Origin of the sequence: Streptomyces sp. NPDC059564 (genome assembly GCF_042735575.1) — a bacterium.
In the GTDB taxonomy this organism is placed as follows: Bacteria; Actinomycetota; Actinomycetes; order Streptomycetales; family Streptomycetaceae; genus Streptomyces.
Window position 1 is genome coordinate 1 of sequence record NZ_JBHWBP010000158.1, and the last position, 16,169, is coordinate 16,169.

Sequence of the window (16,169 nt, forward strand, 5' to 3'; positions counted from 1 at the left end):
GTCCGCGACAGCCACCGCCCGGCCGCTCCGGGGTCGGAGCGCCAGAAGTCCTCCCACAGCCCGGGCAGCGGCCCGGCCAGTGCCTCGGCGGCCGCGCGGACCCGGTCCCGCGCGCCCGCCAGTGCCGGGGCGGCTTCCCGCAGCATCCCCGCGTACTGGCTGCCCTGGCCGGGATAGAGCCGGCAGACCCGGCCGGGGGCGAGGTCCGTGCGGCCGGTGTACACGCCCATGGCGTCCCACTGCCCGGGCGTCAGCTTCCCGGGGCCGGTGGACAGGTACCGCCGGACCCGGCCGCGCAGCACCTGCCCGGCATCCGGGCCGGCGCCCACGTCGATCGCGACGCGGTACGCGTGCCCCGGGTCGGGAGGCGGCGGAGCCTCGCCGTGCTCGGCGAAGGCGGCCAGCGCGCGGAGCATCTCGGCGGCTCCGGGCGCGGTCCAGAGGGCCGGCTCCGAGCCCCGCACCACGGCCCGGGCTTCGATCCGTACGCCGTCGCGGGACGGCAGGTACTCCTCCAGCACGGCGTGGTAGTTGATCCCGCCCAGGCCGAAGGCGTTCACGGCGGCCCGGCGCGGCTCCCCGCCGGGCGGAGCGGGCCAGGGCGTGGCCTCGGTGAGGACCCGGAAGCGCCTGCGCTCCAGTTCCAGCGCGCCGTGCGGCTTCCCGAAGCCGGGGGTGGGCACGAGTTCACCGTTCCGCAGGCAGAGCACCGTCTTGATCACCGAGGTCATGCCCGCGGCCGCCTTCTGGTGGCCGACGTTGCCCTTCACGCTTCCGAGGTAGACCGTCCCCGTGTTGGCCAGGGCCTGTGACAGCGCCTCCACCTCCGAGCTGTCCCCGAGCGCCGTCGCGGCGCCGTGGCCCTCCACGTAGCCGACGCCGGCCGGGTCCAGGCCGGCCCCGCGGTAGGTGCGCTCCATCGCCAGCCGGCGGCCTTCCGCGTTGGGGGCCAGCAGGCTGCGCCCCTTGCCGTCGCTGCCGCCGCGCACCTCCCGTACGACGGCCAGGACCGGGTCCCCGTCGCGTTCGGCGTCGTCCAGCCGCTTGAGGCACAGCAGTCCGGCGCCGCCGCCCATGATGAACCCGTCGCCCCGGTCGTCGTACGGGTGTCCCTCGCCGGTCCCGCTCAGGGCCCGGATCGCCGCGAGGGCCGAGTGGTTGACCAGGCCGACGCCCATGCCGACGGCTCCGCACAGCACGAAGTCCAGCGTGTGCTGGCGCAGTTCCTGCACCGAGAGGGACAGGGCCGCGAGGCCGGTGGCGCAGGCGGCGCGCACCGTGTAGCTCTTGCCCCGCAGATCGAAGGAACTGGCCAGCGAGGAGGCCAGGGTGGAGCCGTACCCGGCGACCGAGGTGTCCTGGTTGACCGCGCGCAGGGCGAGGTCCGGGTCGCTCCACAGCTCGTCGCGCAGCGCCCGCCAGGGGGCCTCGATGCCGCGGGCCCGGGCCAGACCGCGCAGCCGGCGCAGCCAGGGCATGAACCGCAGGGACTGCATCAGCTCGAACTCGCGGTCGGAGTCGGGGAGTTGGCCGACGATGCAGCCCGCGCGGCCGGGGTCGACCGAGGCCGCGGCGCGCTCGACGGCGGCGGCGAGGTTGGCGGCGCAGGAGAGCAGGACGAGGTACTCGTCGGTGAGGTCGGGCACCTGCTTGGGCAGGACGCGGAAGCGGGCGTGGTCGACGCGGGACGGCACCTCGGCGAGGGCGGCGTTGCGCAGGTGGCCGGACTGGCGTTTGAGACCGGCGTCGGCGAGGTCCAGATCGAGGCTGGGCAGCCTCCGCCTGAGGTCCTCCCGGCTGGCGAGCCCGGTCCGCAGGTTGCGCCAGAAGGTCTCCGCGTCCGCCGCGTCGGGCTGGACCGTCTCCAGGGCGGTGACGGCCACCGGCACGCGCTCGGGGCGGCGGGCCGACCGGGTCCGGGGCGGGGCGGCGCCCTGGTCCCCGGGCTGTTCCAGGAGCAGGTGGTAGTTGATGCCCCCGTACCCGAAGGCGCTCACGCCGATCCGCCACGGCCGGCCCGGTACGCGGGCGAGGGGCGCGGCCGAGCGCTGGAGCGTGAGGCGGTCGGCCACCGCGGCGGCTTCCGGGCGCAGTGCGTCCACGTTCGCGGTCGGGGGCAGCCGGCCGGACCCGAAGAGGAACAGCCCGCGCAGGATCCCGACGAGGCCGGCGCTCTCGACGGTGTGTCCGATCAGGCTCTTCGCGGAGCCGAAGGGCACGGGCCGCGGGCGCGGCACCGAGCCGTACGTACGGGCCATCGCCTCCAGTTCGGCTCCGTCACCGGCCTGGGTGGAGGTGCCGTGGGCCTCCACGTAGTCGACGTCCGCCATGCCGAAGGGCATGCCGTCGAAGGCGCCGCGGATGGCGCGTTCCTCCGCGTCTGCGCTCGGCGCCCAGGTCGAGGTGGTGCGGCCGTTGGTGCTGTGGCCGATGCCGCGGATCACACCGAGCACCGGCCGGCCGTCGCGTCGGGCGTCGCCGAGCCGCATCAGCACGAGTGCCACGCCGCCCTCGCCTGGCACCAGGCCGTCGGCGGCGGAGCCGAAGGGGAAGGAGCCCTTCGAGGACAGGGTCCGTGCCGCGCTGTTCACGACGAAGAGGTCCGGGGTGAGGATCCCCACGGCGGTCACCAGTACAGCGTCGAACTCGCCCTGGTGCAGGCCCATGCAGGCGGAGTGCACGGCAGCCAGCGAGCTGCCGCAGGCGGCGTCGATGCCGTAGTGGGTGCCGCGCAGGCCGAAGCAGTTCGCGATGCGCCCGCCGATCGTCCCGGACTCCCCGTTGAGCGCGAGGTCCTCGCGCTTGTCGGCGTAGCGGAGGCGTTCCCGCTCCTGGGTCTCGTCGAGCACCTCGGCCAGGCCGGGGTGGCGGCGGCGCACGGCCGCCGCCCAGCGCTCCGTCTGCACCTTCATGTTGGCGTTGACCCGGCTCGTGGAACCGCCGGCCACGTTGGCCACGATGACGGCGGTGTCGTCCTTCGGCAGGGGTCCGCTCTCCTCGGCCCGGCCGAGGACCCGGTGCGCCAGTTCCATGCCGAGGGCGTGGACCGGGTCCATCCGCTCGATCACGCGCGGCGCGATCCGGAACGCGCCGGGGTCGAGCCGCCAGGGGTCGAGGAAGCCCCCGAGGTTGGTGGAGGAGGTGTTCGTGTGGCCGCCGGCGTCCTTGTCGTAGACCTCGCAGCCGTCCCAGAAGGCTTCGTCGGCCGCTCTGATGGAGCAGGCCGCGCGCTCGTTGTTCCCGTAGAAGTCCTCCAGGCGGGCGGCTCCCGGAAGCCTGCAGTCCGCGGCCACGATCGCCATCGGTTCGAATTGCATTCTCTCCACTCCGAGGCTGGGGGGATGTGGGTCGGGTCAGTGCGCGGCCGGGCCCGGCCCGGCGCCGGACGGGACGGTGCGCTGTACGGAGGTCAGCCAGCCGCCGTCGAGGTTGAGGACCTGTCCGGTGAGGTAGTCCGCGCCGCCGGAACAGAGGAGAAGAATCGTTTCTGCAATCTTCTCGGGCGGCGGCGGCCCCAGCGGGGCCTCCCGGTCGCACAGCTCCAGCCAGTCACCACCGCCGGAGAAGTAGCGCAGGGAGAGGCTCGGGAAGGCGGTCGTGCGCAGTCCGTTCACGGTGATCCCCGACGGGGCCAGTTCGAGCGCGAGGGACCGTACGAGGGCTTCGCTCGCGGCCTTCGCCGCGCCGACCACGCCGTAGCCGTGCGAGGCGCGGATGGCGCCCACGCTGCTCATGTAGAGGAAGCGGGAGCCCGCGGGCATCAGGGGCGACAGGTGCCGTGCCAGGGTGACCAGGGAGTACGAGTTGACGCTGAAGGTCCGCTCGAACATGGGCAGGGTCGCGTCGATGACCCGCGCCTCCGACCCGCCGGCGGCACAGTGGACCACGACGTCCAGGCGGCCGAACTTCTCCCGCACCAGCCCGGCCATGGCGGCGACCTGCTCCTCGTCGGACACGTCGGCGCAGATGTACGAGGCCTGTCCCCCGGCGCCCTTGATGGCGCGGGCGACGATCCGGCCGTCCACGGCGGTCGAGGCGGAGTTGACGACGACCCGGGCCCCCTGGCCCGCCATGAGCTCGGCCACCCGCCGTCCCAGGCCCCGGCTGCTGCCGACGACCAGAACGACCTTGTCCCGGTATCCGGGTAAGTCCTCCCGCATCACGTCCATGCTTCCGTCGCCAGCCGGCCCGCGATGTAGTCGGCCATCTTGCCGATGGTGGCGTAGTCCCGCATGACGAAGTCCTCGTCCATGGGCAGGCCGTACTCCTCGCGGACCCGGCCGAGCGTCTCCACCTGTTTGATCGAGTCGATGCCGAGGTCGACCTCCAGGTCGAGGTGGTCCTCGAAGACCTCGGGCGGGTAGCCGCTCACCTCCGAGACCAGTTCCACCAGGCGGGCGCGGATCTCGGCGGCCGAGGCCCCGGCTGACGCCGGGGCGGGCGCTTCGTGCTCGTCGGGGTCGAAGAAGTCGACCGCCGCGGCCGGGGTGCGAACGGCCTCGGGAGCCGGCTCCGCTTCGACCACCGGGGCCGGAATCCGAACGGCCTCGCGTGCCGGCTCCGCTTCGACCGCCGTGGCCGCGGTGGCGGTGGCGGCACCCGCCGGAGCGGCGGGCCCCGTACGCAGGGCCCCGGGGCCGCCGATCGCGGCGTACGCGGTCCAGGCGTCGAGGAGCAGCCGCCCCCAGGGCTCCGGATTCTCCTGCACCGAGCTGAGCAGTTCCTCGTCGGCGGAGCGCAGCAGCTCCTCGCCGAACAGCACTTTCCAGGCGAGCTGGGTGGAAGCCGAGACACGGTCGTGTATCCGTACTTCGGGCACGGGGCCCTCCCATCGTGTGGATGTGGTCCTCTAGTTGGCCTTCCACTGCATGCGCGAGCCCGCGAACCACAGGGTGAGTCCGGTGAGTCCCGCGAGGACGAGCAGGTCGGTCCACAGGCGGCCGGTCACCGGGCCCACGAGGACCTGCCGCAGCGCCGAGGCCGCGTACGTGGTCGGGCTGACGTGGCTGATCGTCAGCAGCCAGTCCGGAAGTCGGCTGGCCGGGATGATCACGGGTCCGAAGAACAGCAGGAGCATCGTCACGAGCAGCGTGAAGGAGCTCGACTCCTCCTGGGTCCGGGACAGCACGCCGATGACCGCTCCGATCCCCGCGAGGGGCAGCACGCAGAGCGGGACCACGGCGAGGACCAGCCAGCTCACCGAGAGGTGCACGCCGAGCAGCGCGGACCCGAACAGCAGGGTGAGGACGAGGGCGGGGGCGGAGAGGACGAAGAAGGCCAGGACGGTCGCCAGGATGACCATGTAGCGGCGTACCGGCAGGGTGGCCAGGAAGTCCAGTGTGCCCATCGCCTTCATGAAGGCGAAGTTCTGCGCCACCTTGTTCTGGTTCTCGAACATGAGCGACAGCAGGATGCTGCCGGTGAGTACGTAGGTCAGTGCTTCCTGGCCGCGTCCCTGGGCGAATGCGCCGAGGGCGACGATGCTCATCATCGGGGCGAAGATTCCGGTGACCACCATGGCCCGCCAGGACCAGCGCCAATTGGAGAGCTGCATGAGCCAGAGGTCGGCGAACTGGGCCGCCATTGCGGGTCGTTCAGTCTGAAGTCGCATAGTGAAGGTACAAGTCTTCCAGGGTCGCCGAGTAGAGCCGGTAGTCGACGGATTCGTGCAGCCGCAGTTCGGACAGGAGGGCAGGCGCCCGGTCGCGGGGGACGGACAGGACGACGTTGTCGTCCGATTTCCAGTGCTGCGCGATGTCGGGCGGGAACCGGGGCGCCTCGCCGGGGGCCAGCCACACTTCGAGCCGCATGTGGTCCAGCAGTTCGCGTTTGAGCTGGGCGGGCTGGCCGGTGACGAGGAACCGTCCCTGCCGCATGATGCCGACGCGGTGCACGATCCGTTCCGCCTCGATCGCGTCGTGGGTGATGAAGAGGATGGTCGTGCCGTATTCGGCGTTGAACGTCTTCAGCACCTCCCAGACGTGTTTGCGGTTGACCGGATCGAGGTCGTTGGTCGGCTCGTCCAGCACGGCGACGGGCAGCCGCCCGGCCATGGCGAGGGCGAGCTGGAGCAGCCGCTGCTGGCCGCCGGAGAGCCGTGAGCTGGACTTGTCCCGGACCTTCCCCAACTGCCAGGTGTCGATCATGGCGTCCCGTTCGCGGCGTGCGTCCTGGCGGGTCATGCCGCGCAGGTGCGCCGCGAAGTAGATGGCTTCGCCGACCTTGAGCCGGTTGAGCGCGCCGCTGCTCTGTGGCATGAAGGCCACGGACCGGCTCACGTGGAGCGGATTCTGGGCGACGGGCCGGCCGAACAGCCGGATCTCGCCCGATGTCGAGCGCAGCAGGTTGACCATCTGCCGTACGAGCGTGGTCTTTCCGGCTCCGTTGTCCCCGAGGATTCCGAAGACCTCACCGGTGCGGATGTCGAGCGATACGTCGTCGGTGGCGGGTTCGGTCTGGTGCGGGTAGATCTTGACGAGGTGTTCGATCTCGTAGGCGACGTCGGTCAATTGGTTCTCTTTCCGTCAGCGTGCGACAGCGGCGGTGCGGCCGTCCGGAGGTCACAGCTCGTAGTAGACGCTGTGGCTCTTGTCGAGGGCCAGGCGGTCCTCGAGGATCTGTCCGCTGTATTTCCGTGCCTGTTTCGCGTAGTGCTCGAACTTGAGGTCCATGTCCATGTTCTCGGTGGCCACCAGCCCGAAGATCTGGTTGGGGGTGATGTCCATCAGGTCGATGTCCATGGCCGTCAGATCGAACCGTTCGAGGGCGAGCGTCTCCTCGACCTCGGGGTTGTAGTAATAGCCTCCCTCGATCAGCCGGCTCTCCCGGCTGCCGAAATCCATCATCCACGTGCGGTGCGCGAGTTCGATCTCCATCGCGATGTGTGCCGTCGACGGTCCGAAGCCCGGGACCCTGCGTTCGTGGTAGACGATGGTAGGCCGGATGCCGTGGTGCCCGAGGACCGCCGTGGCCACCAGCGTCCGGTCGGGACAGGGCCCGAAGGCCATGGCGTCACCGTCGGCGAGGATCATCGGCACCGTCCGGTTGCCGAAGGACTTCCGGAGCCGGTCCATGTCCCAGACGCTCTTCGGGACGTTCTGGTGGATCAGGTCCACCACCGAGAGCAAGAGGCCGGAGCCGGTCCCGCAGAAGGTCGGGAGCGTGGATTCAGCGGTCATGTCCCCTCGTTCCGCGTGTGGCCGCGAGGGGCGCCGCGAGTCCCCGGCGGCGCAGTTCCGGGAGCACTCCCTCGCCCACCCAGTACGCCTCCTCCAGGTGCGGGAAGCCCGAAAGGATGAACTCCTCGATGCCCAGGTCCGCGTACTCGCCGATACGGTCCGCCACCTCGGTGTGGCTGCCCACCAGGGCGGTTCCGGCACCGCCGCGCAGCAGACCCACACCGGCCCAGACGTTCGGGTAGATCTCCAGGTCGCTGCGGCGCCATCCGCTGCGGAAACCTTCGTGCAGGGCGCGCATCCGGGCCTGACCGGTGGACTCGCTCGCGGCGAGGACGTTCTGCACCTGGCCGACGTGCGCCGGATCGAGGCCGTGGAGCAGCCGGTCGGCGGCGGCCCACGCCTCCGCGGCGGTGTCGCGGGTCACGACGTGGAAGCGGATGCCGAAGCGCAGCGTCCGGCCTTCCTCGGCCGCGAGCTTCCGGATCCGGCCGATCTTCTCCGCCACCTGCGCCGGCGGTTCGCCCCAGGTGAGGTACGTGTCCACGTGCCGGGCGGCGACGGTCCCGGCGGCCTGCGACGATCCGCCGAAGTACACCCCGGGCGCCGGGTCCGGCGGCGCGGCGACGGTGGCGCCGCGGACGTCGTAGTACTCACCGCTGAAGTCGAAGGGGACTCCGCTCCAGGAGCCGCGCAGCACGGTGAGGAACTCCGCCGTGCGCGCGTACCGCTGTTCCTTGGAGAGGTGGTCGCCGAAGCGGGCCTGCTCCTCCTGTTCCCCGCCGGTGACCACGTTCAGCAGGAGCCGTCCGCCGGAGAGCCGCTGGAAGGTGGTGGCCATCTGGGCGGTGAGGGTGGGAGAGATGAACCCCGGCCGGAAGGCGACCAGGAATCTGAGCCGCTCGGTCTCCCGGGCCAGCGCCGCGGAAACCAGCCAGGCGTCCTCGCACCAGGTGCCGGTGGGCGTGAGGATCCCGTCGAAGCCCTGGCGCTCGGCGGCCTGGGCGACCTGGGTGAGGTAGCCGATGTCGGGCGCCCGGAACCGGTCGGCTCCGGCCTCGGGTGCGGTGTCGCTTCCGGCGGCGGAGCCGTGCGTGCCGTGGGTGCCGACGGTGAGGGAGCGTCCGTCACTCGCCGTGGGCAGGAACCAGTGGAACGTGGCTGCTGATTGCTTCGTCATCGCACTCCAGGAAAGGAAGGAGGGATATCCGATTCGAAGGAAGTCGATCGTGCGCAGCCGCAGCAGGTCACTCGTGCGTGAAATCTCCCGCGGCGCGCGCCTCGAGTCTTCGGTAGACGGATTCGTCGATGCTCAATTCACCCGATGACAGGACCGCCTGGCGGTGTGCGCGGCTGCGGTGTCCGGGAATCCGCAGCGGCAGACCGTCGCGCGTGGCGACGTCCTCCATGGCCTGGACCAACTTCGCGTTGCCCTTCGGGAAATCGTCGAGAGCCCCGCCGAAGGACGGATCGACGGCGATGAACGCGTACCCGGTGTTCCATGTCGAATCGACTTCGGCCCCCATGGGAAATCCGAACAGGGAACCGGTGATGATCTGGATCAGCAGGGAGAGGGAGAACCCCTTGTGACCGCCGAACACCATGGCCGAAACGGCTTCGTGCGGATCCGTGGTGAACGCTCCGGCGCCGTCCACGAAGGCTCCGCCGGGCAGGGTGCCTCCGGCGCGGCGGGTCTCCCACAGCACGCCCATGGGTGACTCCGTGGTGGACATGTCGACCACCAGCGGCTCGCCGCCGGTCGGGACGGCGTAGCTGATCGGGTTGACCCCGAGGAAGGGCGTCCGGGCTCCGCCGACCGTGCTGTCGGCCCGGGAGGTATTCATGACGATCCCCAGGAAACCGGCTCTGGCCAGCTGTTCCGTCCAAGGGGACAGAACTCCGTAGCGCTGGGTGTTGATCATGCCGACGATGCCGGCACCCCAGGTCCGGGCCCGCTCCGCCGCGACCCGCACCGCGTGGTCCGCGGCCACCGGCCCGATCTCGCGCCGTGCGTCGATGACGGCGAGCGCACCGTGCTCGCGCACCGTCACGGGTGGGCCCTGCCGCTCGCCGAAGAACTGCGATTCGAAGCAGAATTTGGCCACACCGTGCGAATGTTTGCCCTGCGTCTCGCCCAGGAGGTAGTGGTCGACGACGAGGTCCACGGATTGCGCCGGCACTCCGGCGCGGCGACAGGTTTCCGTCATCAGATCGCGCACATCCGCGATCCGGATCTTCATTCTTCCGTCGAATCGTTCACGGGCGGTTCTTCGAAAGTATCGAAGTCTCGCAATTTCAGAGCCCCTAACCCCTGCTGCACACCCATTCGTCCATGCGTCGTCATCCAATGTTTTTACTGATCACGATGGTCACATGTCCGAAAGTTCTGCACAACCGCGCGATTCAAAGGTGGCCGAAGAGGCGGTCGTTGCGTCCTGTTGCTGCCGCCCGAGCCGAAACCTCCGGGAATCTGCTACCCAGGGTCATACTCGCCCGTGAAGGACGGGCGGCATGACCGCGCACCGTAGTCCTCCGGAGCGGGCCACGGCCGCGACAGCCGAAACCAGACGCCATGGAGTGGCTGAAAGTCGCCGCCCGCTGAGCGGCCCCCGATCGGCCGGACGCCGCCCTTCCCAGCTCCCCGGACGCCCCGTTCCGACCCGGGTGGCGGATGCCGCGTACGCGGACGCGCGGGCCACGGGCTGTCGCCGTCGCGCGTGGGCTCCGCCGTGGCAGACTCCGCACCGCGCGGAATCCCGACCCCGTTCCCGCGGGAGGACCCCCATGTTCCACCGCCTCACCCCCGTCCGCGGAAGGACCGCCGTCCTGGCCGCCGTCGGCCTGATCCTCACCCTGACGGCCGCCACTTCCCGTGTGCCTCCCGCTCCGCAGGCGCCTCCCGGGCCGCCTGCGACCACGATCGAGGCGGCCCCGGGGAGCTCGACGGTCCTGTCCGGGTACGCGATCCAGTCGACGGCGAAGGTCGCGGACCCGGCCGCCGCGGTCTCCAGCCCGGGCTACCCCGCGACCGGCTGGTATCCGGCCGGCTCCCGCTCCACCGTCCTCGCGGCGCTGCTCGCCGCCGGCGCCCATCCGGACCCCTTCTACTCCACCAACCTGAAACAGGTCCCGGCCGCGGACTTCGCCGTGCCCTGGTGGTACCGGTCCGATGTCGACATCACCGACACGACAGCCCGTACCCACCTGGACTTCAGCGGGGTGATCTCCGCCGCCGACGTCTTCGTCAACGGCCGCCAGGTCGCCACCGCGAGCACGGTCGCCGGCGCGTACACCCGGCACGAGCTGGACATCACCGACCTGGTCAAGGCGGGAACCAATACGGTCGCCTTCCGGATCCAGCCCAACGATCCGCGCAAGCGGCTCACGATGGGCTGGCTCGACTGGCTGCAGCCGCCGCCCGACGAGAACATGGGCATCGTCCGCGACGTCACGGTGCGCCGCGGCGGGCCGGTCGCCCTGCGCGACGCGCACGTGGTGACCGCCCTGGCCATGCCGTCGATGTCCTCGGCGGACCTGACCGTCAAGGCCCGGGTACGCAACGACTCACCGGCCACCGTCACCACGACCGTGTCCGGCACCGCGGGTCCGGCCGCCGTCAGCCAGGCCGTCACCCTGGCCCCCCACGAGACCAGGACGGTGGTCTTCTCCCCCGCCGACCACCCCGGACTCCGGCTGGCTTCGCCCCGCGTGTGGTGGCCCGCCACCATGGGCGAACAGCCGCTGTACGAGCTCGACCTGACCGCGACGGTGAACGGCACACCCTCGGACACCGCCCACGACTCCTTCGGGATCCGCGACGTACGGGCGCCGCTCAACGCCGACGGCGCACGCCAGTACGCCGTCAACGGCCGCCCGCTGCTGATCAAGGGCGGCGGCTGGTCCCCCGACGAGTTCCTGCGCTGGGACCCCACCTACGTCGAGGACCGACTGAAGTACGCCCTCGACCTCGGTCTGAACACCCTGCGCCTGGAAGGGCACATCGAGCCCGACGAGTTCTTCGACCTCGCCGACCGCTACGGAATCCTCACGCTCCCCGGCTGGGAGTGCTGCGGCAAGTGGGAAGGGGACGTCAACGGCACCGAGGCCGGAGAGAAGTGGGAGGACTCCGACTACCCGGTGGCCAAGGCTTCCATGGCGGCCGAAGCGGCCCGGCTGCGCCACCACCCCAGCGTCATCTCCTTCCTGATCGGCAGCGACTTCGCACCGAGCCGGACGATCGAACAGGGGTACCTCGACGCGCTGAAGGGCGCCGACTGGACGACCCCGGTGATCCCCGCGGCCTCCAACGCCTCCGCGCCGATCTCCGGATACTCCGGGATGAAGATGACCGGCCCGTACGACTGGGTCCCGCCCCGCTACTGGTACACGAAGCAGGAAGGCGGCGCCACCGGCTTCAACTCCGAGACCAGCGCCGGACCGGACATCCCGACCCTCGACACGCTGCGCCGCATGATGTCCCCGGCCGAGCTGGAAACCCTGTGGAAGGACCCCTCCGCCGCCCAGTACCACCGCTCCCCGTCGGCCACCTTCGCGACGCTCAAGCTCTACGACGCCGCGCTGTCGAACCGCTACGGGCGCCCGACCGGCTTGGAGGACTACGTACGCAAGGCGCAGCTGGCCCAGTACGAGAACGTGCGCGCGCAGTTCGAGGCGTACGGCCGCAACGCGAAGGACACGTCCGAGCCGTCGACCGGCGTCGTCTACTGGATGTTCAACAGCGGCTGGACCTCGCTCCAGTGGCAGCTGCTGGACCGGTACCTCGACCAGGGCGGGGCCTACTTCGGCGCGAAGAAGGCGAACGAGCCGCTGCACATCCAGTACGGGTACGACAACCACGCGGTGTCGGTCGTCAACAACCGCACGGCCCGGGCCTCCGGGCTGACAGCGCGGGTGACGCTCTTCGACACGGACGGCACGCAGCGCTACGACCGGACGGTGACCGGCCTGAGCGTCGAAGGCGGAGGCGCGAGCGGCACCGCGCTCACCGTCCCCGCGTCGGTCGACGACCTGTCCACCACCTACCTGGCCCGGCTGCTCCTCACCGACGCCGCCGGGCGGGAGGTGAGCCGCAACGTCTACTGGCTGTCCACCGAGCCGGACGTGCTCGACTACTCGGACACCGACTGGTACTACACGCCCACCACCGACTACGCCGATCTGAGCGGCCTGAACGCCATGGCGCGGACGAGGGTCACCGCAACGGCCGCGACGACGGCAGGAGACGGTACGGGCACCTCCACGACGACGGTGACCGTACGCCACACGGGCACCGGCAACACCCCGGCCCTGCTCACCGACGTCCACCTGGTGGGCGCGCAGGGCAAGCCCGTACTGCCCGTCCGGTGGAGCGACAACCAGATCAGCCTCTGGCCGGGTGAATCGGCGACCCTGACGGCGACGTACAGGACCGCCGATCTGCACGGATCGGCGCCGCGGCTGCGCGTCTCCGGATGGAACACGCCGACGCTGACGGTCCCGGCCGGCTGACACCGGCACGAGGGCCGTCGTCAGCCGACGACCTGGTCCCCGTCGGGAACGTCCTCGACGGTGACCAGGCCGCGGGGCACCCCGAGTCCCAGCGCCACCGCCTCTGCCAGGCCGTCGAGGTCCTGGCCGGCCGGGACCGGCACCTGCTCCCCGTCGCCGTAACCCTCGATCGCCTTCACGAAGTAGCTCGGATGCCACGCCCCGACGGCCCCCTTGACCTGAACCGCCGTCACGGGCCGGTCGCCGACGCGGTCCTTGACCGCGGTCAGAATCCCGTCGGACCGCAGCTCGCCGGGCACCTGGAACAGGCTGGCATGGCCACCGACCAGCCCGCCGTCCCCCAACCGCACGGTGACGGTGAGACAGCTGGTGACACTCGGATAGACGATCACGCCCCCGGGCGCGGCCTCCCGGACCTGCCCCTCGGTGACCGCCACCTTCTCGGACACGCCCCGACCGCCCGCCACACGCACCCCCGCGCTGCCGGCCCCGTACGCCTGGGCCACGGGCCCCAGTTGCAGCGCGAGCAACGCCACGGGCAGGACCACGGCACACACGACGGTGGCCCGGGCACGACGTATCGGCAGCTGCGCTGACACCGGTTCTCTCCTCGGGAAAGGGCCGGCTCCGACACCCGCCAACTGCGGTCCGACGGTTGGCCGGCCACTGCACCCAGTGTACTGAGCCCACCCGCCGGCCTCCGGGTCAGCCGGCGGCGAGGAGTTCGAGGGTGTCGATCACGCGGTTCGAGAAGCCCCATTCGTTGTCGTACCAGGCGACCACCTTGATGTGGCGGCCGTCGACGCGGGTGAGGGCCGAGTCGAAGATCGACGAGGCCGGGTTGCCCGTGATGTCGGACGAGACGAGCGGGTCGTCCGAGTACTCGAGTACGCCGGCGAGCGGCCCGTCCGCCGCGGCGCGGTACGCCGCGAGGACCTCCTCGCGCGTCACGTCGCGGGCGACGGTCGTGTTCAGCTCGACGATCGAACCCACCGGGACGGGGACGCGGATCGAGTCGCCGGACAGCTTTCCTTCGAGGTTTGGCAGCACGAGGCCGATCGCCTTGGCGGCGCCCGTCGTGGTCGGCACGATGTTGACGGCGGCGGCGCGGGCGCGGCGGGCGTCGCGGTGCGGACCGTCCTGCAGGTTCTGCTCCTGCGTGTAGGCGTGCACCGTCGTCATGAAGCCGTGCTCGATGCCCGCGAGGTCGTCGAGCACCGCGGCCAGGGGTGCCAGCGCGTTGGTCGTGCAGGAGGCGTTCGAGACGATCGTGTGCAGGGCCGGGTCGTACGCGTCGGTGTTGACCCCGAAGGCGAGGGTGACGTCGGCGCCGTCGGCCGGCGCGCTGACGAGTACCCGCTTCGCGCCCGCGTCGAGGTGGGCGCGGGCGGCCTTGGCCGACGTGAAGCGGCCGGTCGCCTCCAGCACGATGTCGACACCGAGCTCGGCCCACGGCAGCTGCGCCGGTTCGCGCTCGGCCAGCACGGTGATGCGACGGCCGTCGACGACGAGGGCGTTCCCGTCGACGCTCACCGGCCGGCCGAGCCGGCCCGCCGTCGTGTCGTACGCGAGCAGCCGCGCGAGGGTGGCGGGCTCCGTGAGGTCGTTCACGGCGACGACCTCGAGGTCGCTGTCGCGTTCGAGCAGGGCGCGCAGCACGTTGCGTCCGATGCGGCCGAATCCGTTGATGGCGATGCGAGTCATGAGGTGTGTCCTTTCGGGTTCGCCACCAGGTTCGCGCGCCGCGTCCGCCGGTGACAGAGGCGCGATTGCCACGGTCCGCAAGGATCGCGCCACACGGGCGCGCGCGGGCGGCAGGCTATTCGCCCCGGGTGAAGGTGCGCCGGTATTCGCTCGGCGTGGTGCCGAGGATGCGCTGGAAGTGCAGCCGCAGGTTCGCGCCGGTCCCGAGGCCGACGTCGGCGGCGATCTGCTCGACGCCGCGCTCCGAGCGTTCGAGCAGCTCACGGGCCATGTCGACGCGGGCCCGCATCACCCACTGCATCGGCGTGTACCCCGTGTCCTCGGCGAAGCGCCGCGAGAACGTGCGCGGCGACACCGCCGCGTGCCGGGCGAGCACCTCCAGGGTGAGGGGCTCCCCGAGCCGGTGCAGCGCCCACTCCCGGGTGGCGGCGAACCGCTCGCCGAGCACCTCGGGCACGCTGCGCGGCACGTACTGCGCCTGGCCGCCACTGCGGTACGGGGCCGCGACCAGGCGCCGGGCGGCGTGGTTGGACGCGGCCACCCCGAGGTCGCCCCGCAGGATGTGCAGGCACAGGTCGATGCCCGAGGCGGCGCCGGCCGACGTCAGCACGCTGCCCTCGTCGACGAACAGGACGTTTTCGTCCACGCGGACCAGCGGGCGTTTCGCCGCCAGTGCCCGCGCGTAGTGCCAGTGCGTCGTGGCGCGCTTGCCGTCGAGCAGGCCCGTCGCGGCGAGCGCGAAGGCTCCCGTGGAGATGGCGGCGAGCCGTGCGCCCCGGTCGTGTGCGGCGATCAGCGCGTCGACGACGGCCTGCGGCGGGTCTTCGCGGTCCGGGTACCGGTAGCCGGGGACGAAGACGATGTCCGCCCACTCCAGCGCTTCGAGACCGTGCTCGACGGAGTACGACAGGCCGTCGCCGCCGGTGACGAGCCCGGGCGCCGCGCCGCACACCCGCACCTCGTACGGCATGCTCGCACGGGTCGTGAACACCTGCGCCGGGATGCCGACATCGAGGGGCTTGGCGCCTTCGAGCACGAGGACGGCGACACGGTGGAGACGGGGGGCGGGCACGGGACAGAGGGTACGCGGCGGAGGTTCGGGGGCCGCGTCCCGGGCCCGGGGACAACGCGGCACTGACGCTCGTCACCACACGGGAGAGTTACGGACATGTCCGTATTCGGTAAAACGCGGCGAATGTGCTGCCTTCCGGCGTGTTCGGGGGTCAGAGTATGGCTGCTCGGCACGACGCCGAGAACCGTTCGGAACCCGTCCGGCTTTCACGAGGCCGGTCCGGGCTGTCTGTTGAAGGGGTCATCTTCATGTCTGCTTCTCTCGCCACCCGCCGCGTCATCACCGCGTTCCTCGCGGCGGGCGCCCTGCTCGGCGCGGCGGCCCTGCCGGCCGTCGCCGACGACCACGGGCGCGGCCACGGACGCGACCACGGCGGCGCGCACTCCTCGATCGTCATCGGCAACGTCCAGTACGACAGCCCCGGCCGCGACGACCGCTCCAACAAGGCTCTGAACGGGGAATGGGTCGAGGTGAAGAACACCGGCCGCCAGGCCGTCAGCCTGCGGGGCTACACCCTCACCGACCGCGAGGGCAACCGCTACCGCTTCGGCGACTTCCGGCTGGACGGCCGCTCCAGCGTCAAGGTCCACACCGGCCAGGGCCGCAACACCCACCGCGACCTCTACCAGGGCCTGCGCCGTCAGGTCTGGGACAAGCGCGACACCGCCACCCTCCGCGACAAGCACGGCAACGTCATCGACACCGAGTCC

The 16,169-nt window shown here is 71.2% G+C and carries 13 protein-coding genes; 2 read left to right on the forward strand and 11 right to left on the reverse strand.

All coding sequences use genetic code 11. The annotated features are described in order from the left end of the window. From ACFV0Q_RS24315 to ACFV0Q_RS24350, 8 genes are all read right to left on the reverse strand, one after another. The coding region (locus tag ACFV0Q_RS24315) for a beta-ketoacyl synthase N-terminal-like domain-containing protein (RefSeq protein WP_385008469.1) at positions 1 to 3,317 on the reverse strand (3,317 nt) is incomplete at its 3' end. 36 nt (positions 3,318 to 3,353) lie between these two features. After that, positions 3,354 to 4,160: an SDR family NAD(P)-dependent oxidoreductase gene (locus ACFV0Q_RS24320; protein ID WP_385008470.1), complete on the reverse strand. Its 807-nt coding sequence runs from the start codon at positions 4,158 to 4,160 to the stop codon at positions 3,354 to 3,356. Continuing rightward, on the reverse strand, positions 4,160 to 4,819 hold the full coding sequence (locus ACFV0Q_RS24325) for an acyl carrier protein (protein WP_385008471.1): 660 nt from the start codon (positions 4,817 to 4,819) through the stop codon (positions 4,160 to 4,162). The genes ACFV0Q_RS24320 and ACFV0Q_RS24325 overlap by 1 nt, the downstream gene beginning before the upstream one ends. 30 nt (positions 4,820 to 4,849) lie before the next feature. After that, entirely contained in the window at positions 4,850 to 5,554 is a 705-nt protein-coding gene (locus ACFV0Q_RS24330; protein ID WP_385008472.1) for an ABC transporter permease, read from the reverse strand. A 40-nt stretch (positions 5,555 to 5,594) separates the two neighbouring features. Next, complete coding sequence (locus ACFV0Q_RS24335) at positions 5,595 to 6,509, reverse strand: ABC transporter ATP-binding protein (RefSeq protein WP_385008473.1); 915 nt, start codon at positions 6,507 to 6,509, stop codon at positions 5,595 to 5,597. 51 nt (positions 6,510 to 6,560) lie between these two features. Further along, entirely contained in the window at positions 6,561 to 7,178 is a 618-nt protein-coding gene (locus ACFV0Q_RS24340) for a hypothetical protein (protein WP_385008474.1), read from the reverse strand. Then, the gene (locus tag ACFV0Q_RS24345; protein ID WP_385008475.1) at positions 7,168 to 8,355 is read right to left on the reverse strand and encodes an LLM class flavin-dependent oxidoreductase; all 1,188 of its coding nucleotides are present in this window, start codon (positions 8,353 to 8,355) and stop codon (positions 7,168 to 7,170) included. Before ACFV0Q_RS24345 ends, ACFV0Q_RS24340 begins: the two co-directional genes overlap by 11 nt. Before the next feature lie 67 nt (positions 8,356 to 8,422). Then, entirely contained in the window at positions 8,423 to 9,523 is a 1,101-nt protein-coding gene (locus ACFV0Q_RS24350) for an Ldh family oxidoreductase (RefSeq protein ID WP_385008476.1), read from the reverse strand. Positions 9,524 to 9,959: 436 nt separating this feature from the next. Between ACFV0Q_RS24350 and ACFV0Q_RS24355 the strand changes: the two genes are divergently transcribed. Then, positions 9,960 to 12,683, forward strand: coding sequence for an exo-beta-D-glucosaminidase (locus ACFV0Q_RS24355; protein WP_385008477.1), 2,724 nt, complete (start codon positions 9,960 to 9,962; stop codon positions 12,681 to 12,683). Positions 12,684 to 12,703: 20 nt separating this feature from the next. On the opposite strand, the gene ACFV0Q_RS24360 is transcribed toward ACFV0Q_RS24355, so the two are convergent. From ACFV0Q_RS24360 to ACFV0Q_RS24370, 3 genes are all read right to left on the reverse strand, one after another. Then, the gene (locus ACFV0Q_RS24360) at positions 12,704 to 13,282 is read right to left on the reverse strand and encodes a hypothetical protein (protein ID WP_385008478.1); all 579 of its coding nucleotides are present in this window, start codon (positions 13,280 to 13,282) and stop codon (positions 12,704 to 12,706) included. Between the two features lie 106 nt (positions 13,283 to 13,388). Then, entirely contained in the window at positions 13,389 to 14,387 is a 999-nt protein-coding gene (gene gap / locus ACFV0Q_RS24365; RefSeq protein ID WP_385008479.1) for a type I glyceraldehyde-3-phosphate dehydrogenase, read from the reverse strand. 115 nt (positions 14,388 to 14,502) lie between these two features. Then, positions 14,503 to 15,459 carry a GlxA family transcriptional regulator gene (locus ACFV0Q_RS24370; protein ID WP_385008480.1) on the reverse strand — a complete coding sequence of 319 codons (957 nt, stop codon included), beginning with the start codon at positions 15,457 to 15,459 and terminating at the stop codon, positions 14,503 to 14,505. Positions 15,460 to 15,707: 248 nt separating this feature from the next. On the opposite strand from ACFV0Q_RS24370, the gene ACFV0Q_RS24375 reads away from it, so the two are divergent. Further along, a partial coding sequence (locus tag ACFV0Q_RS24375) for a lamin tail domain-containing protein (RefSeq protein ID WP_385008481.1) occupies positions 15,708 to 16,169 on the forward strand: 462 nt, incomplete at its 3' end.

Bases quoted from the DNA above. Each gene is read 5' to 3' on its own strand.
- ACFV0Q_RS24320 (WP_385008470.1), bottom strand. From the start codon at position 4,160: ATGCGGGAGGACTTACCCGGATACCGGGACAAGGTCGTTCTGGTCGTC.
- ACFV0Q_RS24330 (WP_385008472.1), bottom strand. From the start codon at position 5,554: ATGCAGCTCTCCAATTGGCGCTGGTCCTGGCGGGCCATGGTGGTCACC.
- ACFV0Q_RS24340 (WP_385008474.1), bottom strand. From the start codon at position 7,178: ATGACCGCTGAATCCACGCTCCCGACCTTCTGCGGGACCGGCTCCGGC.
- ACFV0Q_RS24345 (WP_385008475.1), bottom strand. From the start codon at position 8,355: ATGACGAAGCAATCAGCAGCCACGTTCCACTGGTTCCTGCCCACGGCG.
- ACFV0Q_RS24355 (WP_385008477.1), top strand. From the start codon at position 9,960: ATGTTCCACCGCCTCACCCCCGTCCGCGGAAGGACCGCCGTCCTGGCC.
- gap (WP_385008479.1), bottom strand. From the start codon at position 14,387: ATGACTCGCATCGCCATCAACGGATTCGGCCGCATCGGACGCAACGTG.